Origin of the sequence: Streptomyces sp. NRRL WC-3742 (assembly GCF_000720635.1) — a bacterium.
Taxonomy (GTDB): Bacteria; Actinomycetota; Actinomycetes; order Streptomycetales; family Streptomycetaceae; genus Kitasatospora.
In genome coordinates this window covers 34,236-59,115 of the sequence record NZ_JOCF01000002.1, presented here as the reverse complement: position 1 = coordinate 59,115, position 24,880 = coordinate 34,236, and the positions used below count along the sequence as shown (strand labels likewise).

The window sequence follows — 24,880 nt, the reverse complement described above, 5'->3', positions numbered from 1 at the left end:
GTCACCTCTCGTGGGTCAGCCGCGCCCGGACGCGGAATCCCGCCTCGTGCGGGCCCGCCTCCAGGGTGCCCCCGAAGGCGGCGACGCGCTCCCGCATTCCGATCAGTCCCGCGCCCGCGCCGCCCGCGTCGCCGCCGTCCGAGCCCGAGCCGGCCGCGTCGCCGCCGTCCGCCGGGCCGGGATCGTCGACCTGGACGGTGAGGGCCTCGGGCGTGGCGGACAGCGAGACGGTGGCCGTCCGGGCGGTGGAGTGGCGGATCACGTTGGTCAGGGCCTCCTGGACGATCCGGAAGGCGGCGCGCTGCACGGCGGCCGGGGCCCGGTCCGGGGCGCCCTCCGGCAGGACGGTGACGGTCAGGCCCGCCCGGCCGGCCTGCGCGACCAGCTCGTCCAGCCGGTCCAGGCCAGGGGCGGGGGTGCGCGGGGCCGCGCTCCCGGGCCCGCGCAGGGTGCCCAGGACCTGGCGGACCTCGCCCAGCGCCTCCTTGCTGGCGGACTTGATGGCCGTGAGGGCGCTCCTGGCCTGCTCGGGGCGGGTGTCGATCAGCTCGAGCGCCACCCCCGCCTGGACGTGGATCAGCGAGATGCTGTGCGCCAGGATGTCGTGCAGCTCGCGGGCCATCCGCAGCCGCTCCTCGTCGGCGCGGCGGCGCCGGGCCTCCTCGGCGGCAGCCCGGGTGGCGGCGGAGCGTTCGCGGCTGACGCGGGCCAGTTCGGCGCCGGTGGCGATGAACAGCAGGATGCCCGCGATGCCCAACTGCTGCCAGCCGCCCGGCTGTCGGAGGTGGGGAGCGGCGTAGGGCAGCAGCAGCTGGGCGAGGTAGAAGGCGGCGCCGCAGGCCCAGGCGGTGCGGCGGTGGCCGCGCTGCACGGCGGTGAAGAAGGCGACGGCCAGGGAGGCGAAGGCCGGGCCGTACGGGTACCCGGCCGCCAGGTAGCCGACGGTGACCGCCGTGGCGCCCGCCATGACCGCCGCCGGGTGGCGACGGCGCAGGAGCAGGAGGGCCGGGCCGAGGAGCAGCAGCGCGAAGCCGAGGGCGTCGAGTTGGACGCGGTCGGGCTGGCGCTGGCCCGCGCCGACCGTACCGGCGACCTGGACGACGGCGACGGCGAGACAGGAGAGGACGGGCGGGCCCGTCCTGGAGTCCCACTTCCACAGCGGGTGCGGACCACTCATGCCGGAAGGCTAGTCCCGCCCGCCGGCCGGGCACCGCCGTCCCGGCGCCACAGCGTCACGCTCACCGCGACGAACCAGACGAAGCCGAGGTAGCGCCCGACCGGGATCAGCAGCGTGGCGGGCTCGGCGACCAGCGAGAGCAGGGACAGCAGGCTCGCGACGGCCAGGACCAGCCCCGACCGGGCCACCCAGGAGGGCAGTGCCCGGCTGACCAGGGCGGCCCGCGACACCTGCCACAGGACCAGGCCGAGCGTGCCGACCGCCGGGGCGGCGCCGGTGATGAAGGTGAGGTCCATCAGGGCGCGGGACAAGGCGAGTTCGGCGGTGGAGTGCACCATCGACAGGACCCAGCTCGTGCTCGCGGACAGTGCGAGGAGAACGGCGGAGGCCGTCCCCGCCGCCCGGACCAGGCCCGCGCGGGACTCGGTGCCGAAGCGGCCGGTGAAGGCGGTGAGCCGGGGGACGAAGGAGAGGAGGGCCAGCGCCGAGAGCAGCTGGAGCAGCCCGGAGAGCTGGAGGGAGCGGTGCAGGGCGTCCGGGTCGGCGGCGAGGAAGCGGCGGACCACGTCGTCGTCGGAGTACGGGGTGGCGAGGGGCTGTCCGGAGGGTGCGGAGACGGCCGGGACGACGAGGCTCGCGACGAAGAGGACGGGGTACAGGGCGCCGGTGAGCGCTCCGGCGGGGCGTGGGCCGGACATGGTGGTTGACCTCCGAGGGTGTTGGGGCGGGTGCCCCAGTCCACCGCTGCGGGGTGGCGGCGGTCGTCCTCCGGCGGGAGGCTTCCGCCGTACTCCCGGGGAGGGACGACGGCCGGGGGGTGGGGCGGCGAGCATCTGCGGCATGACCGCCTCCGCCTTCCGGCTCTCACCGACCGCCCGTAAGTTCGCGGTGATCGTGCACATCGTCAGCTCGGTCGGCTGGCTGGGCCTGATGCTCTGCGTGCTCACGCTCGGCGCGACCGGGCTGCTGACCTCCAGCGCGGACACCCTGCGCAGCGCGTACCGGGCGATGCCGCTGCTCGGCGACGTGCTTGTCCTGCCGCTGAGCCTGGTCACGCTGCTCAGCGGGCTGCTGCTCTCGCTCGGTACGCCCTGGGGGCTGTTCAAGTACCGGTGGGTGGCCGTGAAGTTCTGGCTCACCCTGGCGGCGGCCGGCGCTTCGGTCTTCGCGCTCACGGCCCGGTTGCACGAGGCGGCCGATCTGGCGGCCCGGCACCCGACCGGGAGCATCGCGGAGATGCACCTCGGGTTCACGCGCTACAACCTGGTGATCATTCCGACCGTCGCGCTGTCGGTGTACACCGTGAGCGTGGTGCTCTCCGTCCTCAAGCCCTCCGGCCGCCGCCGGAGCTCCCGGGCCTGAGGTCAGTGGTACGCCTTGCGGAGGAGTGCGCCGAACTCGGCGGGGTGGGTGGTCAGGCCGATGTGGCCGCCGGGGAAGTGGAGGAGTTCGATGCCGAGGTGCTCGGCGAGGAACGCGGCCGGGCGGTAAGGGAGTTCGCCGCGCGAGTCCTCGCCGCAGGCGAGGACGAGCTGCTCCGACCGGGCCCTGAGGCGGTGGAGGTCGGGGGCGTACGCCATGAAGCTCGGGACGATGCGGCCGACGAAGTAGGGCAGGTCGCCCATGGTCTGCTCGGCGCGTTCCTCTGCCTGGGGCGGGAGTTCGACCTCGACCTCGGCCTCGGCCTCGACCTCGACCTCGACCTCGGGTGCGGGGGCCGGTTCGTCGCCGGGCTTGCGCAGCCCTGCGGCGAAGACGGCCATCGCGGGCATCAGGCCCTCGGTGCGGAAGGTGTCCCGGACGCGGGCGAGGAGTGCGCGGTGCACGGCGGCGTCGGGGAGGACCTCCACCAGCGGGGGTTCGTGGGCGATGACGCGTTCCACGCGGTGCGGGTGGGCGAGGAGCAGGTGCAGGGCGACGATCCCGCCCGAACTGGAGCCGAACACCCGGGCGGGCCGGCCGGGGGACAGCTCGTCCAACAGCCGGAGCGCGTCCTCGGCGTGCTGTTCGACGCTCTGCTCGGCCTCGGGATCGTCCAGGGTGCTCCGGGCCATCCCGCGCGGGTCGTAGGTCGCGACCGTGTACGTGTCGGCCAGGTCGGCGGCGACCGTGGCGAGGGAGGCCGCGCCGCCCGTCCCGCCGGGGATCAGCAGGAGGAGCGGGCCGGTGCCGCGCACCTCGTAGTGGAGGGTCGCGCCGGGCACGGGCAGGGTTCCGGTGGTCATGCTCGGTCTCCTTCTTCGTCGGAGTCGGATGCGGGCCAGTGCTCCAGGAGGATGTGCAGGGCGTCGAGCGCGCGGAGCCAGGAGTCCTGCGCCGGGCGCCGGTGCGCGAAGCCGCCCGTCGCCTCCAGGGCGACGAACCCGTGGAAGGTGCTGCGCAGCAGGCGGACGGCGTCGGTGAGGTCCGGTTCGGCGAGGCCGTAGCCGCGCAGCATGCCGTACGTCAGCTCGACGGCGCGCCGGGGGCCGGGGGCGTCGGCGAGCAGCTCGGGGGCGATCTCGGTCGGGACCTGGGTGGCGGTGTAGCGGCCGGGGTGCCGGTGGGCGTAGTCGCGCCAGGCGTTCGCGTACGCGACCAGGGCGTCCTTGCCCGCCCGCCCGGCCGTGGCCTCGGCGATGAGGATCGTCTTCTCGTCCGCCGCCAGGAGCGCGATGCGCCCGCGCAGGTCCTCAAGGTTGCGGACGTGCACGTAGAGGCTCGCGTCCTTCACGCCCAGGCGCTTGGCGACCTGGGACATGGTCAGCCGTTCGAAGCCGACCTCGTCCGCCAACTCGGCGCCCGCGAGCGTCACTCGTTCCGTCGTCAGTCCTGCGCGTGCCATGTGCACCTGCTTTCCCGGGGCTTTCCTAGGAGCCCTAGTTTGATCCTAGGAGCCCTAGGACTGCAAGTGGAAAACTCGCGCGGGGTCGGTGCTGTCAGGGGGCGGTGGCACACTCCCCGGAATGACGATGATCGAAGCGATCGAAGCTGTGCTGAAGGCGAGCGATTCGGAGGCCAGCCCCGGGCTCGCCGGCGAGTTCAGGCCGGCAGGGCGGCTGTTGAGCCGGGGGGACATCGGGGTGTGTGGGCTCGATGGCGGGGAGTACTTCTCGTTCGGGGACGTCGCCGACGGGCTGCACGAGGTGTACATGGCATGCGGGTGTCGGGATCATCTGGTCCCGCTTCGGGGAGTGACGCCCGCCGGTGAGGCCGAGCGGCGCCAACTGATCAGAACAGCTTCGGGCTCCGGCGCTCGATGAGCGTGACGTCGCGCCACACGCCGTGGTGGCGGCCGATGCGTTCGCGGGTGCCGATGACGCGGAAGCCGGCGCGGGCGTGGAGGGCGAGGCTGGCGGTGTTCTCGGGGAAGACGCCGGACTGGACGGTCCAGATCCCGGCAGCCTCGGTCGAGGCGATCAGGGCGTCGAGGAGCGCGGCGCCGACTCCTCGCCCGCGCGCGCCGGGGTGGACGTAGACGGAGTGCTCGACGACGCCCGCGTACGCGCACCGGCTGGAGGTGGGGCTGACGGCGGCCCAGCCGAGGACGCGGCCGTCGGCGTCGAGGGCGACCAGGCGGTGGTCGGGCAGCTTGGCCGCGTCGAAGGCGGCCCAGGTCGGAACGGTGGTCTCGAAGGTGGCGTTGCCCTCGTCGATGCCGTGCCGGTAGATGGCCAGGACCTGCTCGGCGTGCTCGGGGAGCATCGCCGTGACGGTCACCGCGCTCATGCGGCGGCCTCCACACCGAGGTCGGCGAGCAGGCCGCGGACGCGCCGCTCGATCTCGTCGCGGATCGGGCGGACGGCGTCCACGCCCTGGCCGGCCGGGTCGTCGAGCTTCCAGTCCAGGTACCGCTTGCCGGGGAAGTACGGGCAGGCGTCGCCGCAGCCCATGGTGATCACCACGTCGGACGCCTGGACGGCCTCGGTGGTGAGCACCTTCGGGGTCTCGGCGGAGATGTCGATCCCGACCTCGGCCAGGGCCTCCAGAGCCGCCGGGTTCACGGTGTCGGCCGGGGCGGAGCCGGCCGAGCGGACCTCGACCCGGTCGCCGCCGAGGCGGGCGAGGAGGGCGGCGGCCATCTGGGAGCGGCCGGCGTTGTGCACGCAGACGAACAGGACGGACGGGACGGCGGGTGCGCTCACGGCAGGGGGGCTTCCTCGGTCGCGGGGACGGTCAGCTGTCGGGGTCGTACGGGCGTGCCGGGCGTGTCGGGCGTCGGAGCCGGACGGCCGAACAGGGCGGCCACCAGGGCGAGTCCGGCCACCAGGCCGGCCGACTGGGCGGCGACGAACGGCAGGACGGAGGCGGGGGCGATGCCGGCGAAGGTGTCGGTGAAGGCCCGGCCGATCGTGACGGCCGGGTTGGCGAAGCTGGTGGAGGAGGTGAACCAGTAGGCGGCGCCGATGTACGAGGCGACGGCGACCGGCGCCTGGTGGGCGCGGCCCGTCCGGCCGAGGCCGAAGATCAGCAGGAGCAGCCCGGCGGTGGCGACGACCTCGCCCAGCCACAGGTGCCCGGCCGAGCGGTCGTGCCCGGACCAGCGGACGAGCGGCTCGGCGAACATCGCGTCCGCCAGGACGGCGCCGCCGATCGCCCCGGCGATCTGGGCGGGCACGTAGGCGGCGACCTCGCGGAGCGTGGGGCCGTCGCCGTCGCGGCGACCGGTCCACCAGGCGGCGAGGGTGACGGCCGGGTTGAAGTGCGCGCCGGACACCGGGCCGAGCAGGGTGATCAGTACGCCGAGGCCGAAGACCGTGGCCAGGGAGTTGGCCAGCAGTTGGACGCCGACGTCCTGGGAGAGCTCGGCGGCCTGGATGCCGGAGCCGACCACAACGGCGACCAGCGCGCCGGTGCCGACGAACTCGACGGCCGCTCGGCGGCCCAGCGGAGCCGTCTCGGTCATCTGGAGTCCCCCAGGGGAGCTTGGAGCAGAGAGGACAGCTTGGCCAGGGCGGCGGGCAGCACCCAGTAGTAGACCCAGGTTCCGCGCCGCTCGGAGTCGACCAGGCCGGCGTCCCGGAGCACCTTGAGGTGGTGGGAGATGGTCGGCTGGGACACGTCGAACGGGCCGGTCAGGTCGCAGACGCACGCCTCGCCGCCCTCGTGCGAGGCGATCAGCGACAGCAGGCGCAGCCGTACCGGGTCCGAGAGGGCCTTGAACATGCGGGCCAGGTCGGCGGCGGCTACCTCGTCGAGCGGCTCGCGGACCATCGGCGAGCAGCAGGCCGCCGCCTCGTCCTGGTCGAGCAGCTTCAGCTCCGGATTCGACATGCGTCTATGTTGACGCTCATCTATTCCACTGGCAAGCTCGGCTGTATCGACGGTCGTCGATACAAGACCTCGGATCGGGGAGACCGCCATGTCCCGCGTTCAGCTCGCCCTGCGCGTCGCCGACCTCGAAGGCTCCATCGCCTTCTACTCCAAGCTCTTCGGAGCCGAGCCCGCCAAGCGCCGCCCCGGATACGCGAACTTCGCCATCGCCGAGCCGCCGCTCAAGCTCGTCCTCATCGAGGGCGAGGCCGGCGAGGACACCCGCCTCGACCACCTCGGCGTCGAGGTCGAGAGCACCGAGCAGGTCGCCGCGGCGGCGTCGCGCCTGGCCGGGGCCGGGCTGGCGACGGTCGAGGAGAACGACACCAGCTGCTGCTACGCCCTGCAGGACAAGGTGTGGGTCCACGGCCCCGGCCGCGAGCCGTGGGAGGTCTACGTGGTCAAGTCGGACGCGGCCACGCTGGCCAGGCAGGAAGGCAGCACGTGTTGCACCGGTTCCTGAACGCGTCGTGGGGCGGGCTGGGAGAATCCCCGGATGGCCGATGTGAACGGAACCTCCCGTCAGACCCTGCTCCGCCGGGGTTTCGCCCTGGAGTACACGACACTGGGCTGGAACGTGGTCGGCATCGTGGTCCTGGCCGTGGCCGCGATCGGGGCCCGTTCGGTGGCGCTGGCCGGCTTCGGCCTGGACTCCCTGATCGAGATCGGCGCCTCCACCGTCGTCGTCCGGGAGCTCTCCGGTAGCGGCGAGGAACGGCAGAAGCGGGCGCTGAGACTGATCGGGATCGGCTTCGCGCTTCTCGGGCTCTACCTGCTCGCGCAGTCGACGTTCGTCCTGGTCAGCGGCTTCCACCCGCAGCACTCGCCACTCGGGATCGCCTGGACCGCTGTCACCGCCGCGGTCATGTTCGCCCTCGCCTTCGGCAAGGCCCGCACCGGCGCCGCCCTGGACAACCCCGTCCTCAGGACCGAGGGCCGGGTCACCCTCATCGACGGCCTGCTCGCCGTAGCCGTTCTGCTCGGCCTGGTCCTCAACGCGACCCTCGGTTGGTGGTGGGCGGACCCGGCGGCCGGGTACGTGCTGGTCCACTACGCGGCGCGCGAGGTCCGCGAGATCTTCCTCGGCGAGCACTGAACGGCCGAGACGCCGCCGGGCGGCCTGCCGACGGTGATCACGAGCACTGCTGACGGTCGGCAGCCGTCAGCGGTGCGCAGTACGGTCCCGTCATGGCAGCCAAAATCGATCTGACCCTCGACTGCGCGGACGCACAACTCCTCGCCGCATTCTGGAAGACGGCACTGGGCTACATCGACGAGCCGCCGCCTGCCCCCTTCACCACCCGCGCGGAGTGGCTCGCGCAGTTCGACCTGCCGGAGGACGACTCCGAGGACGACGGGGCGTGGCTCTGCGATCCCGACGGCGTCGGCCCCCGTCTCTCCATCCTCAAGGTCCCCGAACCGAAGACGGCGAAGAACCGGCTCCACATCGACGTCCGGGTGCCGGGACACGGCAGCCCCGGTGAGCGGTGGGCGCGGATCAAGGCGGAGTCCGAGCGGCTGGTGAAGGCGGGCGGCGCCGTCCTGCAGGAGTTCGACGGGCACCACGTGGTGATGGCCGACCCGGAGGGCAACGAGTTCTGCGTCGCCGCAGCCTCGGCCTGAGGCCGTCGGCGGACGGGAATGCTCCCCGCCTTGTACGCCCGGGCCGACACGCCGCGTACGGAGCAATGTCGTCGACGACCCCGGCCGACCACGACACGCTGTGCGCGTTCGGCCGGGCCGACCTCCGGCGTTCAGGGACTACGGGAGAACTCACCTGATGAAGATCGCTGCTCGCGGCGCCCTGCTGGTCGCCACCTCGCTGCTCACTGTCGTGGCGCCGATCGCCGGTTCGTCGGCGGCCGGTTCCGCCGCGCCCGTGACCGATGCCACCTGTGTGATGAACGGCCACGGTGTCTTCGCCTCGGCGGTCGACCCCGGCGGCGTCAACGTGCCCCTGCCCGACACGCTGGCGATGACCGGCACCGTGTCCTGCGTGGACGCGGCCGGGGCGCCGCTGGCCGACGGGACCTTCACGCGGACGGTCACCATGCCCGCCACCGAATGCACCGGGGACGAGCACCAGGACACCTCGACCACCACCGTCAACTGGACGGGCGGAACCGCCTCCACCTTCAGGTTCGACAGGACCGACGTCGTCAAGGTCAACGGCACCGCCTCGCTGGTCGTCACCGGAGGCGTCACCGCCGACAGCGCACGGTTCGCCGGTGACACCGTCAACGCGATCGGCACCAGCACCGGCGTCGGCTGCGGCACCCCGGCCGGGGAGACCGCCCTCGACTCGACCCTCGTACTCCGCCTCACCCACTGAACCCGAACGCGAGGGCACTGAACCGACATGCCACTTCCACAGACCGAAGCGCAGGCCGCCGTTGCTCCGAAGGCCCGCATCTACGCGATGCTCGACACGGACGGGGACGGAGTCGCCTCCAGGCACGACTACTTCGTCCGGATCGAACGGGCCCGGCAGGCGACCGGGCGCGACGAGGACGACCCCCTGGTCGCCATTGCCCGTGCCACGGGAGAACGGGCCTGGGCCGCGATGGACGCCAACGGCGACGGGGTGGTGACGTACGAGGAGTACGCGGCCTGGGTGGATGCCGAGAAGTTCGACACCGTCTGCCGGTACGCCCTGGGCGCCCTGTTCGACCTGGCCGATGCCGACGCCGACGGCGCCCTGGACCGCGCCCAGTTCACGCTGCTGCGGCAAGCACTGGGGAACCGGGCGGGCAACGCCGACGCAGCCTTCGAGGCGCTGGACGGGGACGGTGACGGCCGGGTGGGCCGCGCCGAGTACCTGGCGGCGATCCGCGCGTACGTCACGGGCGAGGATTCCCCCATGGGGCACGCCCTCTACTGAGCGGTGTGCTGCGTAGGAAGTCGGCGGGGCCGACTTCCTACGCGCCGTCGGCGGGCTTGTCCCACACGAGCGAGTAGCGCCACAGCAGATGGCGGCGGAAGCGGCAGCCGGGGAGCAGCCGTTTCGCCTCCCTGCGGACCTCGCCCCAGGCCATGTCCGGCATCCGGAGGGGCATGCCGTCCGGGTCGGTCTTGCCCCCGTGACGGCGGGCGCGGAACCGGGCGGCCGGGACTCCTGCGGCGCCGATGATCCAGTCCTGGGGTGTCCGGTTGTTGGCCAGGCCGATGATCACCAGGCGTCCGCCGGGGGCGAGCAGGCGGACCATGGAACTGACCGCCTGCTCGAACTCGACGTGATGGACCACCGCTACGGCGCTGATGAAGTCGTACGTACCCGGGCCGCCCGAAGCCGCGTCGAGGAAGTCCGCCTCGGAGAAGGTCACTCCGCCGAGACCTGCGCTGCGTTCGCGGGCCAGGCGGATCATCGCGCCGGAGGTGTCCACGCCGGTCACCGACTGGGCTCGTTGGGTCAGCTTGCGCACCAGCAGCCCCTCGCCGCAGCCGACGTCCAGTGCCGAACGGCAGCCGTCCGGCACGGCGTTGAGGACCAGCGGGTGGTAGTGGACGTTGTGGTTCCAGTAGTCCGAGGTCATTGGCCTACGGTATGCCGCTGTTCCCACTGGGCGCGGGTGAGGTCGTACTCGACCTCGCCGTGCTCGGAGCCGGGGATGGCGTCGGGCCAGTCGCCGGTGAAGTTGCGGAGGAAGACCAGGCCGGACTTCTCCATCGCGCGGCGGGAACGGGAGTTCACGGCCATGGTGTTGGCGGTGACGCGGGTGGTGCCGAGGTCGGTGAAGCCCTTGCGGACGAGGGCGAGGGAGCCTTCGGTGGCGTAACCCTTGCCCCAGGAGGCTCGGTTGAGGCGGTAGCCGAGTTCGACGACGGTGGGGTCCTGGTCGTCGAGGGGGCGGAACTCGAACCAGCCGAGGAAGGTGCCGGTGGCTCGCTCTTCGGCGGCCCAGAAGCCCCGGGTGCCGGTGCAGGGGTGGTCGTGGAGGAGCCGGGGGAGGACGCGGGCTCGGACGGCTTCGAGGGTGGTCGGCTCGCCGCCGTTGATGAAGCGCATCACCTCGGGGTCGCTGTCGAGTGTGAGGAGGCCGTCGGCGTCGGCTTCGGTGAAGGGGCGGAGGACGAGCCGCTCGGTCTCGAGGAAGACGTGCATGGGCGCGATCTTCGCCGTGGGAGCAGGGGGATGCCACCGGATATCCCCCTGCCCCCGGCAACGCACCCCGAGTGGGCACGAGGGTTCAGGCGATGAAGTGGTCGAACTCGCCGGCCTTGGCGCTGGCGATCCAGGCGTTGAGCTTGGCGGGTGTGGTGGTGAGGATGACGGCCGGGTCATCGGACTCACGGATGTAAACCAGCTCATCGGCAGAAGCGATTTCGACGCAGTTGGCCTGGTCGCTGCTGAAGCTGGACTTCTGCCAGTTGAGCTGGTGCATGGCTATCTTCCTTGGACCTTGTAGCGGATGTGCTGGAGCACACCCAGCGAATCGCGTTGGGCTGGCGATGACTCGGACGTCGCTGCCGACAGGGGAGGGCAGCGCCAAGCCCCTGAGCCGGTCGAACTTCCGATCAAATGTTGTCACGACCTCAGAATCGCCGATGAAGTCGGACCCGTGCGGGTGCTCGAGAAGAACGGTGTCAAGGCGGGTGTGGGCTCCGCGAATGAGGAGGAACGGCGTGTCATTCGAAGCGTACGTGGTGCAGTCGAACGGGAGGATCTGAATCGTCACGTTCGGCAGCCTGCTCATCTCGATCAGGTGATTCAGCTGGTCGCGAATGACGGTCGGGCCTCCGTACATCATGTGCAGGGCTGCCTCGTGGATCACGGCGCGGTACGGAGGCGCGTTGTTGCCGGTGAGGATCTTGTGGCGCTCGTGGCGGAACTCGACCTTCTTCTCGTTGAACCCCTGGATGACTTCGCTGTAAGCCCTGGTTTGCAAGAGTCCTGGGATCAGCAGGGATTCGTAGTTGTCCAGGGCGGTTGCGTGCGCCTCTGCTTCAGCCAGGTCGAGCGCGCTGCGCGTGGTGTCGTGCCTGAACTCCGTCCACCACCCCTTGCCACTGCTCTCGCCCGCGTCCTCCATCGGCGACGCCGAACTCGCGCTCGTCGAGCTGATCGTGAACGCCTGGCGGCACGGGCTGACGGCCTCGCCCGTCGTCCTGGTCGTCATCACCGGCGGCACCCTCCGCGTCACCGTCGCCGACCGCAGCCCCTCCCTCCCCGAGCAGAGGAAGCCCAACTCCCTCTCGGAGTCCGGCCGTGGCCTCCAGCTCGTCGCGGGCCTCACCCACCGCTGGGGCGCCGAACCCCAGAAGCTGGGCAAGCGCGTCTGGTTCGAGCTGGACGGTGCCGCGTGAACGCCCACCACCCCGTCCAGCCGATGGACCCTGCGCTCAACCACCTCGGCCGCTCCGAGATCCGCGAACTTCTCGTGGAACTCCGAGCCGCAGGACGCGAGTTCGGCCTCCTCTGGCCGTCCGCCAAGCCCGGTGAGCGCTCCCTCGACGGCCGGGTGCTCGTCAACCTCGGCAACGTTCCCGTCAGCACCGTGATCAACCTCCTCGCGGTCCTGCGGGAGTTCTAGGGTGAAGGCTCTCCTGCTCCTCATCCTTCTCGAATCCCTGATGGGCGGCATCTGCCGACTCCGAGAACTCCACCTCAACCGCTAACCGGCCTCCCGCGCACAGGAAGTCGGCCCGTCCGACTTCCTGCGCGAGCGGAGGTTTCGCGAGTTCACCGCACCGGCGCGGGGTAGTGTGCCTACGCTCCGAATCATGGTGAAGAAGGCAGTCGCCCTCTCGGTGGCCCTGGTGTTCGGGGTGGCCGGATGCTCGTCCTCCGACAGCGGCGGGGAATCGCCGCCCACGGCCGGTGCCGAACTACGCGGCGTGACCCTCCCCGCCTGGAACGCGAGCGACTACGACAACCCGCAAGCCGGGGCGTATTTACGGGACATCGCCGCCACCGGCGCGCGCTGGGTGACCTTCACCCCCACCTGGTACCAGGACACCGTCACCGACTCCTTGATGCGTGCCACCGGGGAGAGCGCCACCGACGACAGCCTGCGCCGCATCATCAAGCAGGCCCACGATGCCGGTCTCAGGACGATGGTCAAACCCCACGTCGACCTCGCCAAGGGCGGCGACCGTGCCGCCATCAAGCCCGCCGACCCCGACGCCTGGTTCACCGCCTACGAAGCCTTCATTACCCACTACGCCCAACTCGCCACCGAAACCGGCGTCGAGCAGCTCTCCGTGGGTACCGAACTCGCCGGCACCTCCCAGGACGGCGGCCACTGGACCAAAGTGATCGCCGCCGTCCGCGCGACATACAAAGGCCCGCTGACCTACGCCGCGAACTACGACGAGTACCAGAACATCCCGTTCTGGAGAGACCTCGACCTCATCGGCATCGACGCCTACTTCCCGCTCTCCGACCGGCCCACCACCGACCCGGCCCGGCTTCGCCAGGGCTGGAAGCCGATCGTGGACCAGCTTGCCGCCTTCTCCGCCCGGCAGCAGAAGCGGATCCTCTTCACCGAGGCCGGTTACGTGAGCCAGCGCGGCTCGACCACCGCCCCCTACTCCTGGACGGTCAGCAAGGCCGAGGACACCGCAGAACAGGCCGCCGGCTACGAGGCGTTGCTGACGGCCTTCGACGGCAGGCCCTGGTGGGCCGGCGTCTGCTGGTGGATGTGGGACGACTGGCCCGACACGGGCGAGACGCCGAGGAACCTGGCGTACACGCCCCACGGGAAGCCCGCCGAGCAGGTCCTGAAGCAGCGGTGGGCCCACGCAACATAGATGTTCAGGCGATGAAGTGGTCGAACTCGCCCGCCTTGGCGCCCTTGACCCACGCGTCGAACTTCTTCCGCGTGGTGGTGACGATGTGGTCCAGGTCGTCCGACTGCCGGATGTAGACGTGTTCCTCGTCGGAGGCGATCTCCAGGTACAGCTCCTGGCCCTCGCTGAGGGCGGGGCGCTGCCAGTCGAGGTGGTCGAGGCGGCTCATGGAATTCGTGGCCCTTCCGTTCAGGTGTGGGGTTCCATGATGGGTGATGGCGAGGGGGACCGGATGCTGGTGACGTTGACCGGTGGCGCGGGTGCGGGAAAGACGACGCTGGCGCGCGAACTGGCCAAGCACGGATCGACGACCGTGCTGCACGCGGACGACTACTACTACGCAGACGAAAGCCGGGGCGTCTGGGCACCCGACGAGAACGGCGTGCCCCGGCTGGATGTCGGCGATCCCCGGTCCGTCGACGAAGCCCGGCTGGCGACGGACGTGCGGGCAGCCCTGGGCGCGGGCGTGGTGATCGTCGAGGGCCTGTTCGCCCGGCGGATCACCGCGCCGCCCGGAATCCCCAGGCTCGACGTGTTCGTCGACCTCGCCCCCGACCTCCGCCTGGCCCGCAAGATCGACCGCAAGTGCGTCCAGGGCGGCTTCCCCCTCCATGTGCTGCTGCGCAACTACGTGCAGCACCGCCGCGCGGCGCACGACCGGTTCGTCGAGCCGCTGAGGGCCGGAAGTGATCTGGTGCTGGACGGGCTGAGGAGTGCTTCCGAACTGGCTGGGCAGGTACGGGGAGTGATGGCTGAGAACCACGGGCGGTGACCAGCACGTCGTTTCGGTCATGTCAATTCGTACGAGGCGATGTGCTATTCCATTGGGGTATCAGTCGTTCCTACACTGGAGCCCCGCCGCACGGGGGCTGCGGGGACCAGGGTGCCTACGGGCCCGGGGGAGGCGCGTGTGAACGACCGTGGCTGGGAAGAGGAGGACGCCCGGCCGTATTTCTTCCTCTCCTATGCGCACACCCCGAAGGCAGGTGCGCGAGGCGCGGGTGATCCCAACCACTGGGTGCGGCAGCTGTACCGGGATCTGTGCGAGGCGGTGCTCCAGCTCACCACGGTGCCTTCCGGGGCGCCGGTCGGGTTCATGGACGAGTCCATGCACCAGGGGGAGTTGTGGGCGGAGCGGCTCTCGGAGGAGCTGGCGACCTGCAGGGTGTTCGTGCCGCTCTACTCGCCCCGGTACTTCAACAGCGTTCCGTGCGGCCAGGAGTGGCACGCCTTCACCCGCCGGCCCGTCTATCCGGCGACCATGGACGTGGAGCGGACCAGCGGCATCGTCCCGGTGCTCTGGGCGCCGATGTCCCGCTACCGGCTGCCCACGGTGGCCAGCGAACTGCAGTTCAACCACGCCGGATTCGGCCCGGACTACGCCACCGAGGGCCTGTACGCGCTGATGAAGCTCACCTACTTCCGCTCCGCCTACGAACTGGCCGTGCACCGCCTGGCCCGCCGGATCGTCCAGGTGGCCGAGGAGACGGTGATCCCGGTCGGGCGGCGGCTCGACTTCAACTCCCTGCCCTCCGCCTTCGACGTCAGCGCCCCGACCAAGCAGCTGCGCATATCCGTACTCTCCTACCACCAGGGCGAGTTGCCGCCCGACCGCAACCCCGACTTCTACGGCGCTCGGCGCACCGACTGGCACCCGTACCGCCCGTCCGGCTCGCCGATCGCGCAGCACGCGGTGCGCCTGGCGCGGCAGTTGGGCTTCCAGCCGACGGTGCACGAGTTCGACGACGAGGTCGAGTCGATCATCGACGGCAACGCCGAGGCGCCCGGCCTGCTGCTGCTCGACCGCTGGGCGCTGCGCGACCCGGGCCGGTGCGAACTCGTCCGCCGCTTCGACCGCTCCGACGCCACCTGGGTCAGCGTCCTCGAGCCCTGGAACGCCGACGACCCGGAGTGCGCCGAACGCGGGGGCGAGCTCGGGGAGTTGAGTGACCAGGTGCTGCGCATCACCCGGCGGGCCGGCCGGCCGAGCTTCCTCGGCGTGACCGGAGCGGGCGGCCCCGCAGCCTCCATCGGCCTCAACTCCCTCGACGACTTCGACGAAGCGATGCCCCGGGCCGCGATGAAGGCCAAGTACGCCTTCGAGGTGCGGGCCCGGGCCGAACCGGAGGAACCGCCCACCCGTCGCCCCGACCTGCGGGGGGCCTTCCGGCCTCCCGGAGACGATCCCTTCGGCCCACAAGGCGAACAAGGCCCACAAGGCCCAGAAAGCCCACAGGGCCTGCCAGGCCAACAAGGCCGACAAGGTCAGCAACGCCCCGACGGACACGACGACGACCCGTACCGCGACGACGGCGATGACCCCCACCACGGGACGGCGCCCCTGGGAGGACGAGGACCCCGATGAGCGAGAACCGCACCAGGAACTTCCGCATCGGCGCCGCCGAACTCCTCGCCCAGCGCGAGGCCGAACGGGAGGCCGCCGCCCGCGACCGCAACGGCCGGATCATCACCTTCTACTCGTACAAGGGCGGCACCGGCCGCACCATGGCACTCGCCAACACCGCCTGGATCCTCGCCGCCAACGGCTTCCGCGTCCTCACCGTCGACTGGGACCTGGAGGCGCCGGGCCTCGCCAAGTTCTTCCACCCCTTCCTCGATCCGGCCTCCCTCGCCGGGACCACCGGCATGATGGACCTCATCGCCGAGTACCGCGAGGAGGCGCTGCGCCCCGTCGAGCACGCCGAGGGCTGGCACCTGGACTTCGCCCGGGTGCACCCGCACGCGCTGTCCCTCTCCTGGCCGTACTTCCCCGACGGCGGCAGCCTCGACTTCCTCTCCGCCGGCCAGTTCAACCGCGACTACTCCGAGGCCGTCACCCACCTCGACTGGGACATCTTCTACGACCGCTTCGACGGCGGGCAGTTCTTCGACGCGCTCAAGGCCGACATGGCCAAGCGGTACGACTACGTGCTGATCGACTCCCGCACCGGTCTGTCCGACATCGCCGAGATCTGCACCGTCCAGATGCCCGACGACCTCGTCGTCTGCTTCACCCTCAGCGACCAGTCCATCGACGGCGCCTCCCGCATCGCCCAGCACATCCACGACCGCTACCGCGACCGGGGCATCCGCATCCTGCCCGTCCCCATGCGCATCGACGAGGGCGAGAAGGAGAAGGCCGACGCCGGCCGCGCCCTCGCCCGCGTCCGCTTCGACGGCCTGCCGGTCGGCTTCGGCGGCGAGGAACTGGCCGCCTACTGGGGCTCGGTGGAGATCCCCTACCGGCCCTTCTACGCCTACGAGGAGATCCTCGCCACCTTCGGCGACCAGCCCGGCGCGCCCACCTCCATGCTCGCCGCCTGCGAGCGCCTCACCTCCGTCATCACCGAGGGCCGCGCCACCGGGCTGCCGCCCATGGACGAGGAGGTGCGGCTGCGCTTCGTCGACGCGTTCACCCGCCGCCGCCCGTCCGTGCCCGCCGACCTCTACCTCTCCTACGTCCCCGAGGACCGGATGTGGGCGGACTGGATCGAGTCCGTGCTCACCCGGGCCGGCTTCCGCGTCCTTCCCCGCGACCTGTCCGCCGGCACCGACCCGCGCGAGGAGACCGAGCGCGGCATCGATTCCGCCTACCGCACCGTCGCCGTCCTCTCACCCGCCTACCAGCGCTCCCCGCAGGCCCGGGCGCTGTGGGAGTCCGTGGTCAGCTCCGACCCGTCCGGCACCCGGCGCCAGCTGCTGCCCGTGCGCGTCGGCGACGTGCGCCTGACCGCGCCGTTCAGCAACCGCAACCCCGTGGACCTCGTCGGCCGCGACGAGAACCAGTCCGTCCAGAGCCTGCTGCGCGCCCTCGGCCGGGGCGAGAGCGCGCTCGCCGAGGCCCCCGCCGGCGGGCCCCGCTTCCCCGGCTCCAAGCCCTCCATCTGGGACGTCCCGCCGCGCAACCCCTCCTTCACCGGCCGCTCCGCCGTCCTGGAGCAGCTGCGCAACCAGCTGCGCGGCGGCATGGCGGCCGTCCTGCCCACCCCGCAGACCCTGTACGGGCTCGGCGGCGTCGGCAAGACCCAGGTGGCGCTGGAGTACGCCCACCGCTTCATGTCCGACTACGACCTGGTCTGGTGGATCGACGCCGAGCAGACCGAACTCGTCGCCCCCGCCCTCGCCGACCTCGCCCGCCGCCTGCCCGGACTGCGCGTCGGCGACTCCGTCACCGAGGCCGCCGAGGCCGCCCGCGAGGCGCTGCGCCGGGGCGTGCCCACCTCCCGCTGGCTGCTGATCTTCGACAACGCCGACGAGCCCGCCGAGATCCGCCGCTTCTTCCCCGGCGGCTCCGGCCACATCCTCGTCACCTCCCGCAACCAGGCGTGGACCGGTCACGCCGAGGCGCTGGAGGTCGACGTCTTCACCCGTGGCGAGAGCGTCGAGCACCTGTCCCGGCGCGCCCGCAGCCTCTCCCGCGCCGACGCCGACCGCGTCGCCGAGGCCGTCGGCGACCTGCCGCTGGCCGTCGAGGTCGCCGCCGCCTGGCTCGACACCACCGGCACGCCCGTCGACACCTACGTCAGCCAGCTGCACGCCGAGGCCGCCCGCGCCCTCGCCGTCGGCCGGCCCGTCGACTACCCGACCCCCGTCGCCGCCACCTGGAACGTCTCCATCGGACGGCTGCGCCAGCAGTCCCCGGCCGCCGTGCGCCTGCTCCAGCTCTGCGCGTTCTTCGCGCCCGAGCCGATCTCCATGAACCTCTTCTACAGCGACCAGATGATCCGGGCGCTGGTGAAGTACGACGCCGACCTCAGCGACAAGTTCATGCTCGGCAAGGTCATCCAGGCGATCGGCCGCTACGCCCTCGCCAAGGTCGACGCCGGCAGCAACAGCTTCCAGGTGCACCGGCTCGTCCAGGCCGTCATCCGGGCCGGCATGAGCGACGAGGAGCAGGAGATCGCCGTCCACGAGGTGCACCGCATCCTCACCGGCGCCCGGCCCGTCCTCGGCGACACCGACGACCCGGCCAACTGGCCCGCCTTCGACGAGATCTGGCCCCACCTGTCCCCGTCCAAGGCGCACAACTGCGACGAGGCCGACACCCGCCAGCTGCTCATCGACCGCGTCCGCTACCTGTGGAAGCGCGGCGAACTCGACCGCGCCCGCGACCTCGGCCACGCCCTCGACGCCGAATGGACCAGCAAGCTCGGAGACGACGACCGCCAGACCCTGCTGCTGCGCTTCCAGCTCGCCAACGTCCTGCGCTCCCAGGGCAACTACGCCGAGGCCCTGGCCCTGGACGAGTCCACCCTGGAGCGCCAGCGCGCCCTGCTCGGCGAGCACCACCCGTACACCCTGATGACGGCCGGCTCCCTCGGCGCCGACCGCCGCGCGCTCGGCCGCTTCCAGGCCGCCCTCGACCTCGACCGCGAAATCCTCGACCAGTTCCGCGAGTTGTTCGGCGACGACAACCCGCGCACCCTGTCGATGGCCAACAACCTGGCCATCGACTACCGGCTCGTCGGCAACAGCGAGGCCGCCCGCGAACTCGACCAGGAGACCCTCGACCGGCGCACCGCCGTCCTCGGCCCCAAGCACCCCTACACCCTCTCCACCAAGTCCAACCTCGCCCGCGACCTACGCGAACTCGGCGACTACCGAGGCTCGGTGGACCTCCTCCAGGAGGTCACCTCCGACCTCGGCGACGTCCTCGACCCCGACCTGCCCGAGAACCTGCGCAACGCCAAGTCCCTCGCCGTCTCCCTGCGCCGCATCGGCCAGCTCGCCGAGGCCCGCCGGATCACCAAGGAGACGTACGAGCGCTACCTGGAGCGCTACGGCGCCGACGCCCCCGACGCGCTCGCCTGCGCGCTCAACCTCGCCGCCGACCACAGCGCCTCCGGCGACAAGGAGGCCGCCCGGGACCTGTGCGCCACCGTCTTCGAGGGCCACCGGCGCCTCTTCGGCGACGAGCACCCCTTCACCCTCGCCTGCGCCAACAACCTCGGCATCTACCTGCGCGGCAGCGGCGACGTCGCCGGCGCCATCGAACGCGGCCGGCTCACCGTCGAGGGCCTGACCGCCTCCGTCGGGCGGGACCACCCGTACACCCTCAACGCGATCATCAACCTCGCCAACGCCTACGGCGACGACGGGCAGCTCCGCCTCGCCGAGGAACTCGGGCGCACCGCCTACGACGGGCTCTGCGAGCGCTACTCGGCCGAGCACCCGGACGCCGTCGCCTGCGAGGCCAACCTCGCCATCACCCTGCGCTCCGACGGGCGGCACACCCAGGCGGCCGAACTGCGCACCCGGGCGATCGCCGAACTGATCCGGCAGTTCGGCGAGGAGCACCCCAACACCGTCTCGGCGCGCGGCTGGAAGCGCATCAACCGGGACCTGGAGCCGCAGCCGGTGTAGTCGATCAGGACGGGTACGCTGCGGAGCCATGACCGCTTCGCAGCAGCCCCCCGTCCTGGTCACCCGCCGGCTCGCGCCCGGGGTGATCGAACGGCTCACCGCGCAGTACGAGGCGACCCTGCACGACGACGACCGGGCGATGGACCGCGCCGCCCTGCTCGCGGCCGCGCCCGGCCGCAGGGCCGTGCTCACCACCCTCGACGACCGCGTGGACGAGGAGTTCCTCGACGCCGCCGGCCCGCAGCTGGAGATCGTCGCCAACCACGCCGTCGGCTACCACAACGTCGACGTCGCCGCCTGCGCCGCCCGGGGCGTGCGCGTCACCCACACCCCCGGCGTGCTCACCGCCGCCACCGCCGACATGGCCTGGGCGCTGCTGCTCGCCGCCACCCGGCGCCTCGGCGAGGGCGAGCGGCTGCTGCGCTCCGGCACCCCCTGGACCTGGGGCCCGAACTTCCTGCTCGGCCTGGAGCTGGCCGGCACCCCGCTCGGCGTCCTCGGCATGGGCCGCATCGGGCAGGCCGTCGCCCGCCGGGCCCGGGCCTTCGACATGCCCGTCAGCTACTACAACCGCCGCCCGCTGCCCATCGAGGAGGCCGAGGGCGCCGACTGGAAGCCGCTGGAGGAACTGCTCGCCACCTCCACCGTGCTGGTCGTCACCTGCCCGTTCAGCGCCGAGACCCGCCACCTGCTGGACGCTCGCCGGCTCGCCCTGCTGCCGCACGGCGCGGTGGTGGTCAGCATGACCGCCGGCGTGGTGGACGAGGAGGCCCTCGCCGCCGCCCTGGACTCCGGGGCGCTGTTCGCCGCCGCCGTCGACAACTTCGAGCACGAGCCCGCCGTCCCGGCCTCCCTGCTCGCCCAGGAGCGGGCGGTGCTCGCCCCGCACCTGGGCAGCGCCACCGTGCGCACGCGGCAGGCGATGGGCGGGCTCGCCGTGGACAACATCCTCGCCGTCCTCGGCGGCGGGCGGGCGCTCACGCCCGTACGGCGCTGACCCCGTGAAGCGCTGACTCCGTGAAGCGCTAACCGGCCGCCCAGGCCAGGGCGGTGGTCATCACCCGGAACGCGCCGAAGTGCGCGGCGCCGGGCTCCACGAACAGTTCGGCGCCGGGGATGCGGTCGGCCAGCCAGCGGGAGTGGTCGACCGGCGAGAACTGGTCGTCCGCGCCGTGCCAGAGCCAGGTCGGCACCCGGATCGTGCCGACGTCGAAGCCCCAGTCGGCGGTGAACGCCAGCACGTCGTCGATCCAGCCGTCCGCGCCGTGCCGGAACGCCTCCCGGTAGTTGCTCTGCAGCATCCGCCGCAACCCGCTGTCGGCGACCACCTCCCGGTCGGCGGGGGAGAGTTCGGTGCGCAGCCCGTTCAGCAGCCGCACCGGGTCGTCCTTGATCTGGAGGGAGCGGAACTCCATCGCGTCGGCGATCTGCTCGCGCCCGCGCTCCGCCTCCCGGTAGGCGCGCACGTTGGAGGGCGTCATTCCCGCGTACCAGTCCAGCCCGGCCGCGTCCCGGGGCGCCAGGCCCACCAGCACCGCGACCCGGCTGACCCGTTCCGGCAGCAGCGCCGCGCAGGCCAGCGCGTGCGGGCCGCCGCCGGAGCGGCCGAGCACCGCGAAGCCGTCCAGCCCGAGGTGGTCCGCGATGGTGCGCACGTCCTCGGCCGCCGCCGAGACCCGGCGGCCGAACAGCCGCGTCGAGTCGCCGTAGCCGGGGCGGTCGTAGGAGACCAGCCGCACGCCCAGGCGGTACAGCACGGTGCTGCGCGGGTGCGGGCCGACCCTGCTGCCGGGCATGCCGTGCAGCAGGAACACCGGCCGGCCGCGCGGGTCGCCCAGGCACTCGACGGCGAGGGTCCGGCCGTCCGTCGCAGTGACCATCCGTAACGCCACGCGCTCGCCTCCTCAGTGTTCCCGTTCGGTGGTGGTGCGGACCTCCCGGCGGGCCTGCCAGGTGGTGTGCTCGCGGGAGACGGCGTCCTCCGCGTCCCGGGCCAGGCGCGCCCACAGTTCCTCGGCCTCCGGCGATCCGAGGTCCAGCGCCTCCAGTTGACGTCTGATCAGTTCGAGCTCGTCGGCCGCCAGGCCGTACGCGGCGGCCAGCGGGCGGTACTGGCGCAGCTGCGCCCAGGCCGTGACCGAGGCGGCCACCGCCGAGACGGTGCCCAGCGCGTCGTAGGTGTACGCCCCCAGCGCCCGGGCGAGGGCCAGCACCAGGCCGAGCGCGGGCAGCAGGACGCCCAGCACCCCGGCCCAGTGCCCGGCGCGGGCGCAGTAGCGGGACTTGGAGCGGTACCAGTCGTGCTGCACCCGGATGCGCTCACGCAGGTACACCTCGCGGCGCACCGCGAGGGGCTGTCCGCGCAGCGTCCGCATGCCATCGGTGATCCCGGCCGGTTCCGAGCCGGGCTCGGGCATCACCCGGCTGCCCCGGAACGCCTCGAGCACGCGCTCGAGTTGGAAGCGGTACAGGCCCTCCGCGTCGGGCAGGGCGCGCGGCGGCGGCCGGTACGCGTCGGCCCGCACCGCGTACTTCCAGGCGAGGGTCTTGACCGACTCGGCGGCGGCCCGGCCCTCGTACCAGAGGCCCTGCGGGTTCTGCCGGCTGATCACCACCGCGAGGACGATCGCCCCCAGGTACGCGACGGCGGCCGGCCAGGCCCAGGGCTCGCCGTCCGCCGAGCCCGTCGCGGCGGCGACCACCAGCAGGACCAGCTCCCAGGCGGAGAGCAGCACCGAGCGGCGCTGCCCGTGCAGCGAGGCCGCGTCGGCCGTCCGGAAGAAGTCCGGCAGGAGTTCGTGCTCGCCCACCCATCCGGCCCGTCCAGCCCCAGACGCCATGCTCGGCCCCCACCCGTCGCTCCGGTCGCACCGCTCTCCTGCCCCGGGCGGCCGCGCGGTACGCCTGGGCATGCCGGGGGCCGTGCGCAATTGGCCTGGATGGCGCGGTGATTCGTCCGGTACGCCGCGTGACGGCGGGCGGGCGGCCGTGGTGCGTGAACCGAAGGGGACTGTTGGCCGTCGAACGACAGGAAGTACTGTCATTCAATCGGAACGGGTGGGACATGAGCGCGGGGGGCAGGTCCGTGGAGGTATCGGCCGAGGCCGAACGGCCGGGGCTGGAATGGGTCCTGTGGGGGGTGTCGGTGGTGTCGGCCGCGCTCCTGGTGCGGGCGCTGCTGCTGGAGTACGAGTCGCCGGACTGGTACTTCTTCCTCGGCCCCTGGTACCGGTACCTCGAGGAGAACGGCGGGTTCCACGCCCTCGGCGGCGCCGACTTCTCGGACTACAACGTCCCCTACCTGTACCTGTTGGCCGCGCTCTCCTACCTGCCGGTGCCGGCGATGACCGCCGTCAAGTGCGTGTCGATCCTCTTCGACCTGCTGCTGGCGTCCTACGCGTACCGGATCGTCGCGTCCTGGCGGCCGCAGCGGCCCGGGAGGGCGTTCGGCGCGGCGGCGACCGTGCTGTTCCTGCCCACGGTCGTGACCAACAGCGGCTGGTGGGCCCAGGCCGACGGGATCTTCACCGCCTTCCTGCTGGGCGGCGTCCTCCACCTGCTGCGCGGGCGCTCCTGGTGGGCCTGCTCGTTCTTCGGGCTGGCCCTGGCCTTCAAGCTCCAGGCGGTCTTCCTGTTCCCGCTGCTGCTCGTCGCCGTGCTGACCCGGCGGGTGACCTGGCGGAGCCTGCTGGCGGTCCCGGCCGTCTACGTGGCGCTCGACCTGCCCGCGATCCTGCTCGGCGCCGACCCCTGGCGCCTGCTGACGGTGTACGTCCGGCAGACGGGGACGTACCAGGACCTCACGCTCAACGCGCCCTCCGTCTACCAGTTCGTCTCGGTGCCCTCCGGGGAGGAGGACCCGGTGCGCAAGGCGGGCGTCCTGGTCGCGGGCGGGCTGGTGCTGGCCCTGGTCGCGCTGGCCGTCCGGGCGGTGCGCGGCGCCGCGGACCGGGCGGGCCGACCGGGCAGGGCGGGCGGTGCGGACGCGACCAGCGCCGTGCTGCTGCCGGCCGCCGTCTTCGCGATCGCGGTGCCGTTCCTGCTGCCGTCCATGCACGAGCGCTACTTCTACGTCGCGGACGTGCTCAGCGTGCTCGTCGCCTTCCACCGGCCCCGGCAGCTGTGGTACCTGCCGGTGCTGGTCCAGCTGGCCTCCTTCGGCAGCTACCTCAAGTTCATCGCGCCCTCGGTGGCGCCGTACCTGTCGATGCCGGCCCACGGCGCCCTGATGCTGCTGGCGCTGATCGCGGTGCTCCGCGTCGCGGCCCGGGAGTTCGGGCCCGGACCGGCGCCCGAGGGTGCGGTCCCCGGCACGGTCCCGGGCGCGGTCCCCGGCGCGGTCCCCGGTGCCGGTCCGGAAGTCCGGGCCGCCGCTCAGTAGCTGTAGTAGACGCGTCCCGCGTTCTCGGACATCTGCTCGGCGTTCCACTCGGTGCCGCCGGGGACGTTGCCGGAGCGGAACAGCGGCGGGGCCGGGCGCTCGCCGGCCACCGCGCGGTCGGCGAGGCGGCCGACCGCGGAGGCGACCACGGCCTGCATGATCGCGCTGGTCACGATCGTGGAGACCGGGCCGAACCCGGTGCCCGCGCCGGGGTGGCTCAGCTCGGCATCGCCGGGCGCGATCTTGCTGTCCAGCACCACGTCGCAGTTGTCCTTCAGGTACGTGCCCGAGGGGTGCGCGGAGGGCACCGCCTCCGGATACGCCAGCGAGGTCAGCCCGACGACCCTCAGCCCGCGGTCGCGGGCGTAGCGGGCCAGCTCCACGGGCATGACCTGGCGGCCGGAGAGCGAGATCACGAACAGCAGGTCCCCGGAGGTGGCCGGGGTGAGGTCCAGCGTGGTGGTGGCCAGCCCGGACACCCGCTCCAGGGCGCTCGACAGCGGCGCGGGCATCGTCGTCACCCCGGACATGCCCGGCACGTTCAGCAGGTTGACCGGCACCAGCCCGCCCGCCCGGTACACCACGTCCTGGGCCGGCAGTGAGGAGTGACCGGCACCGAAGGTGAACACCCGGCGGCCCTCGGCGACCGCCTCCGCCAGCAGCGCGGCGGCGGCCTCGATGGTGTCGGCCTCCTCCTCGCGGACCCGCTGGAGGTGGGCGATCGCGGCGTCGAAGTACCGGCCGACCAGGTCGTTCATCTGTTGCCTTCGCTCTCTGCCGGTGGGGGAGCCGGCCGGGTGGGGCGCGCGGGAGGGCCCGGGCGCCGGTGGAGAAAGGTACGGCGAGCACCGTGGCTTCCCGGCGGCACCGCTGTCAAC

Annotated in this window: 30 protein-coding genes; 15 read left to right on the top strand and 15 right to left on the bottom strand. The window is 72.2% G+C overall.

Annotated features, from left to right (window positions below):
- Nucleotide 1: 1 nt before the first annotated feature.
- Both IH61_RS0101745 and IH61_RS42375 read right to left on the bottom strand, forming a co-directional pair.
- Nucleotides 2–1,177 carry a sensor histidine kinase gene (locus IH61_RS0101745; protein ID WP_051836096.1) on the bottom strand — a complete coding sequence of 392 codons (1,176 nt, stop codon included), beginning with the start codon at nucleotides 1,175–1,177 and terminating at the stop codon, nucleotides 2–4.
- A complete protein-coding gene (locus IH61_RS42375; protein WP_051836095.1) occupies nucleotides 1,174–1,875 on the bottom strand; it encodes a hypothetical protein in 702 nt (233 codons plus the stop codon). The genes IH61_RS0101745 and IH61_RS42375 overlap by 4 nt, the downstream gene beginning before the upstream one ends.
- 142 nt (nucleotides 1,876–2,017) lie before the next feature.
- On the opposite strand from IH61_RS42375, the gene IH61_RS0101735 reads away from it, so the two are divergent.
- A complete protein-coding gene (locus tag IH61_RS0101735) occupies nucleotides 2,018–2,539 on the top strand; it encodes a hypothetical protein (RefSeq protein ID WP_031063760.1) in 522 nt (173 codons plus the stop codon).
- A gap of 2 nt (nucleotides 2,540–2,541) precedes the next feature.
- On the opposite strand, the gene IH61_RS0101730 is transcribed toward IH61_RS0101735, so the two are convergent.
- Both IH61_RS0101730 and IH61_RS0101725 read right to left on the bottom strand, forming a co-directional pair.
- Complete coding sequence (locus IH61_RS0101730) at nucleotides 2,542–3,402, bottom strand: alpha/beta fold hydrolase (protein WP_031063756.1); 861 nt, start codon at nucleotides 3,400–3,402, stop codon at nucleotides 2,542–2,544.
- The gene (locus tag IH61_RS0101725; RefSeq protein ID WP_031063752.1) at nucleotides 3,399–4,001 is read right to left on the bottom strand and encodes a TetR/AcrR family transcriptional regulator; all 603 of its coding nucleotides are present in this window, start codon (nucleotides 3,999–4,001) and stop codon (nucleotides 3,399–3,401) included. The genes IH61_RS0101730 and IH61_RS0101725 overlap by 4 nt, the downstream gene beginning before the upstream one ends.
- A 121-nt stretch (nucleotides 4,002–4,122) precedes the next feature.
- Between IH61_RS0101725 and IH61_RS0101720 the strand changes: the two genes are divergently transcribed.
- Nucleotides 4,123–4,419, top strand: coding sequence for a hypothetical protein (locus IH61_RS0101720; protein ID WP_158844524.1), 297 nt, complete (start codon nucleotides 4,123–4,125; stop codon nucleotides 4,417–4,419).
- On the opposite strand, the gene IH61_RS0101715 is transcribed toward IH61_RS0101720, so the two are convergent.
- From IH61_RS0101715 to IH61_RS0101700, 4 genes are read right to left on the bottom strand one after another with little or no spacing between them, the layout of a single operon-like run.
- Entirely contained in the window at nucleotides 4,388–4,885 is a 498-nt protein-coding gene (locus IH61_RS0101715) for a GNAT family N-acetyltransferase (protein ID WP_031063747.1), read from the bottom strand. The genes IH61_RS0101720 and IH61_RS0101715 overlap by 32 nt on opposite strands.
- Nucleotides 4,882–5,301, bottom strand: coding sequence for an arsenate reductase ArsC (locus IH61_RS0101710; protein ID WP_031063746.1), 420 nt, complete (start codon nucleotides 5,299–5,301; stop codon nucleotides 4,882–4,884). The genes IH61_RS0101715 and IH61_RS0101710 overlap by 4 nt, the downstream gene beginning before the upstream one ends.
- Nucleotides 5,298–6,062 carry an aquaporin gene (locus IH61_RS0101705; RefSeq protein WP_037971337.1) on the bottom strand — a complete coding sequence of 255 codons (765 nt, stop codon included), beginning with the start codon at nucleotides 6,060–6,062 and terminating at the stop codon, nucleotides 5,298–5,300. Before IH61_RS0101705 ends, IH61_RS0101710 begins: the two co-directional genes overlap by 4 nt.
- Nucleotides 6,059–6,430 carry an ArsR/SmtB family transcription factor gene (locus tag IH61_RS0101700; RefSeq protein WP_037971334.1) on the bottom strand — a complete coding sequence of 124 codons (372 nt, stop codon included), beginning with the start codon at nucleotides 6,428–6,430 and terminating at the stop codon, nucleotides 6,059–6,061. The genes IH61_RS0101705 and IH61_RS0101700 overlap by 4 nt, the downstream gene beginning before the upstream one ends.
- An 88-nt stretch (nucleotides 6,431–6,518) precedes the next feature.
- Between IH61_RS0101700 and IH61_RS0101695 the strand changes: the two genes are divergently transcribed.
- From IH61_RS0101695 to IH61_RS0101675, 5 genes are all read left to right on the top strand, one after another.
- On the top strand, nucleotides 6,519–6,932 hold the full coding sequence (locus IH61_RS0101695) for an ArsI/CadI family heavy metal resistance metalloenzyme (protein ID WP_031063740.1): 414 nt from the start codon (nucleotides 6,519–6,521) through the stop codon (nucleotides 6,930–6,932).
- A 33-nt stretch (nucleotides 6,933–6,965) separates the two neighbouring features.
- Complete coding sequence (locus IH61_RS0101690; protein WP_031063737.1) at nucleotides 6,966–7,565, top strand: cation transporter; 600 nt, start codon at nucleotides 6,966–6,968, stop codon at nucleotides 7,563–7,565.
- A 92-nt stretch (nucleotides 7,566–7,657) separates the two neighbouring features.
- A complete protein-coding gene (locus IH61_RS0101685) occupies nucleotides 7,658–8,092 on the top strand; it encodes a VOC family protein (RefSeq protein WP_031063733.1) in 435 nt (144 codons plus the stop codon).
- Between the two features lie 157 nt (nucleotides 8,093–8,249).
- A complete protein-coding gene (locus IH61_RS0101680; RefSeq protein WP_031063730.1) occupies nucleotides 8,250–8,801 on the top strand; it encodes a hypothetical protein in 552 nt (183 codons plus the stop codon).
- Nucleotides 8,802–8,828: 27 nt separating this feature from the next.
- Complete coding sequence (locus IH61_RS0101675) at nucleotides 8,829–9,350, top strand: EF-hand domain-containing protein (RefSeq protein WP_031063728.1); 522 nt, start codon at nucleotides 8,829–8,831, stop codon at nucleotides 9,348–9,350.
- Nucleotides 9,351–9,387: 37 nt separating this feature from the next.
- Here IH61_RS0101675 and IH61_RS0101670 read toward each other — a convergent pair whose 3' ends face one another.
- The 3 genes from IH61_RS0101670 to IH61_RS46685 all read right to left on the bottom strand — a co-directional run bounded on the left by IH61_RS0101670 (nucleotide 9,388) and on the right by IH61_RS46685 (nucleotide 11,499).
- Nucleotides 9,388–10,002, bottom strand: coding sequence for a class I SAM-dependent methyltransferase (locus tag IH61_RS0101670; RefSeq protein ID WP_031063725.1), 615 nt, complete (start codon nucleotides 10,000–10,002; stop codon nucleotides 9,388–9,390).
- A complete protein-coding gene (locus IH61_RS0101665; protein WP_031063722.1) occupies nucleotides 9,999–10,571 on the bottom strand; it encodes a GNAT family N-acetyltransferase in 573 nt (190 codons plus the stop codon). The genes IH61_RS0101670 and IH61_RS0101665 overlap by 4 nt, the downstream gene beginning before the upstream one ends.
- 85 nt (nucleotides 10,572–10,656) lie before the next feature.
- Nucleotides 10,657–11,499, bottom strand: coding sequence for a DUF397 domain-containing protein (locus IH61_RS46685; protein ID WP_234326983.1), 843 nt, complete (start codon nucleotides 11,497–11,499; stop codon nucleotides 10,657–10,659).
- On the opposite strand from IH61_RS46685, the gene IH61_RS46680 reads away from it, so the two are divergent.
- From IH61_RS46680 to IH61_RS0101635, 3 genes are all read left to right on the top strand, one after another.
- Complete coding sequence (locus tag IH61_RS46680; RefSeq protein WP_234326982.1) at nucleotides 11,471–11,773, top strand: ATP-binding protein; 303 nt, start codon at nucleotides 11,471–11,473, stop codon at nucleotides 11,771–11,773. The two genes, IH61_RS46685 and IH61_RS46680, sit on opposite strands and share 29 nt — an antisense overlap.
- A complete protein-coding gene (locus IH61_RS0101645; RefSeq protein WP_031063715.1) occupies nucleotides 11,770–12,000 on the top strand; it encodes a hypothetical protein in 231 nt (76 codons plus the stop codon). Before IH61_RS46680 ends, IH61_RS0101645 begins: the two co-directional genes overlap by 4 nt.
- 190 nt (nucleotides 12,001–12,190) lie before the next feature.
- Nucleotides 12,191–13,219 carry a glycoside hydrolase family 113 gene (locus IH61_RS0101635; RefSeq protein ID WP_031063710.1) on the top strand — a complete coding sequence of 343 codons (1,029 nt, stop codon included), beginning with the start codon at nucleotides 12,191–12,193 and terminating at the stop codon, nucleotides 13,217–13,219.
- 4 nt (nucleotides 13,220–13,223) lie between these two features.
- Here the strand turns inward: IH61_RS0101635 and IH61_RS0101630 are convergent, their stop codons facing one another.
- Nucleotides 13,224–13,427, bottom strand: a complete 204-nt coding sequence (locus IH61_RS0101630; protein ID WP_031063708.1) for a DUF397 domain-containing protein — start codon at nucleotides 13,425–13,427, stop codon at nucleotides 13,224–13,226.
- A gap of 63 nt (nucleotides 13,428–13,490) precedes the next feature.
- Here IH61_RS0101630 and IH61_RS0101625 point away from each other — a divergent pair, with 63 nt between their 5' ends.
- The 4 genes from IH61_RS0101625 (at nucleotide 13,491) to IH61_RS0101610 (ending at nucleotide 20,618) form a co-directional block, all read left to right on the top strand.
- A complete protein-coding gene (locus tag IH61_RS0101625) occupies nucleotides 13,491–14,030 on the top strand; it encodes a uridine kinase family protein (protein WP_031063706.1) in 540 nt (179 codons plus the stop codon).
- 138 nt (nucleotides 14,031–14,168) lie between these two features.
- Nucleotides 14,169–15,623: a TIR-like protein FxsC gene (locus IH61_RS40220; RefSeq protein ID WP_158844516.1), complete on the top strand. Its 1,455-nt coding sequence runs from the start codon at nucleotides 14,169–14,171 to the stop codon at nucleotides 15,621–15,623.
- Entirely contained in the window at nucleotides 15,620–19,621 is a 4,002-nt protein-coding gene (fxsT, locus tag IH61_RS0101615; RefSeq protein ID WP_078910748.1) for an FxSxx-COOH system tetratricopeptide repeat protein, read from the top strand. Before IH61_RS40220 ends, fxsT begins: the two co-directional genes overlap by 4 nt.
- Before the next feature lie 28 nt (nucleotides 19,622–19,649).
- Complete coding sequence (locus IH61_RS0101610; protein ID WP_031063698.1) at nucleotides 19,650–20,618, top strand: 2-hydroxyacid dehydrogenase; 969 nt, start codon at nucleotides 19,650–19,652, stop codon at nucleotides 20,616–20,618.
- Between the two features lie 28 nt (nucleotides 20,619–20,646).
- Here the strand turns inward: IH61_RS0101610 and IH61_RS0101605 are convergent, their stop codons facing one another.
- The gene (locus IH61_RS0101605) at nucleotides 20,647–21,501 is read right to left on the bottom strand and encodes an alpha/beta fold hydrolase (RefSeq protein WP_031063696.1); all 855 of its coding nucleotides are present in this window, start codon (nucleotides 21,499–21,501) and stop codon (nucleotides 20,647–20,649) included.
- Nucleotides 21,502–21,525: 24 nt separating this feature from the next.
- On the bottom strand, nucleotides 21,526–22,461 hold the full coding sequence (locus IH61_RS0101600; protein ID WP_158844513.1) for a DUF4231 domain-containing protein: 936 nt from the start codon (nucleotides 22,459–22,461) through the stop codon (nucleotides 21,526–21,528).
- Between the two features lie 245 nt (nucleotides 22,462–22,706).
- Between IH61_RS0101600 and IH61_RS46675 the strand changes: the two genes are divergently transcribed.
- Nucleotides 22,707–24,002: a glycosyltransferase 87 family protein gene (locus IH61_RS46675; protein ID WP_051836091.1), complete on the top strand. Its 1,296-nt coding sequence runs from the start codon at nucleotides 22,707–22,709 to the stop codon at nucleotides 24,000–24,002.
- Here the strand turns inward: IH61_RS46675 and IH61_RS0101590 are convergent.
- Nucleotides 23,996–24,760 (bottom strand): sugar isomerase domain-containing protein, encoded by a 765-nt coding sequence (locus tag IH61_RS0101590; RefSeq protein ID WP_031063692.1) that lies wholly within the window; start codon nucleotides 24,758–24,760, stop codon nucleotides 23,996–23,998. The genes IH61_RS46675 and IH61_RS0101590 overlap by 7 nt on opposite strands.
- Between the last annotated feature and the right edge of the window lie 120 nt (nucleotides 24,761–24,880).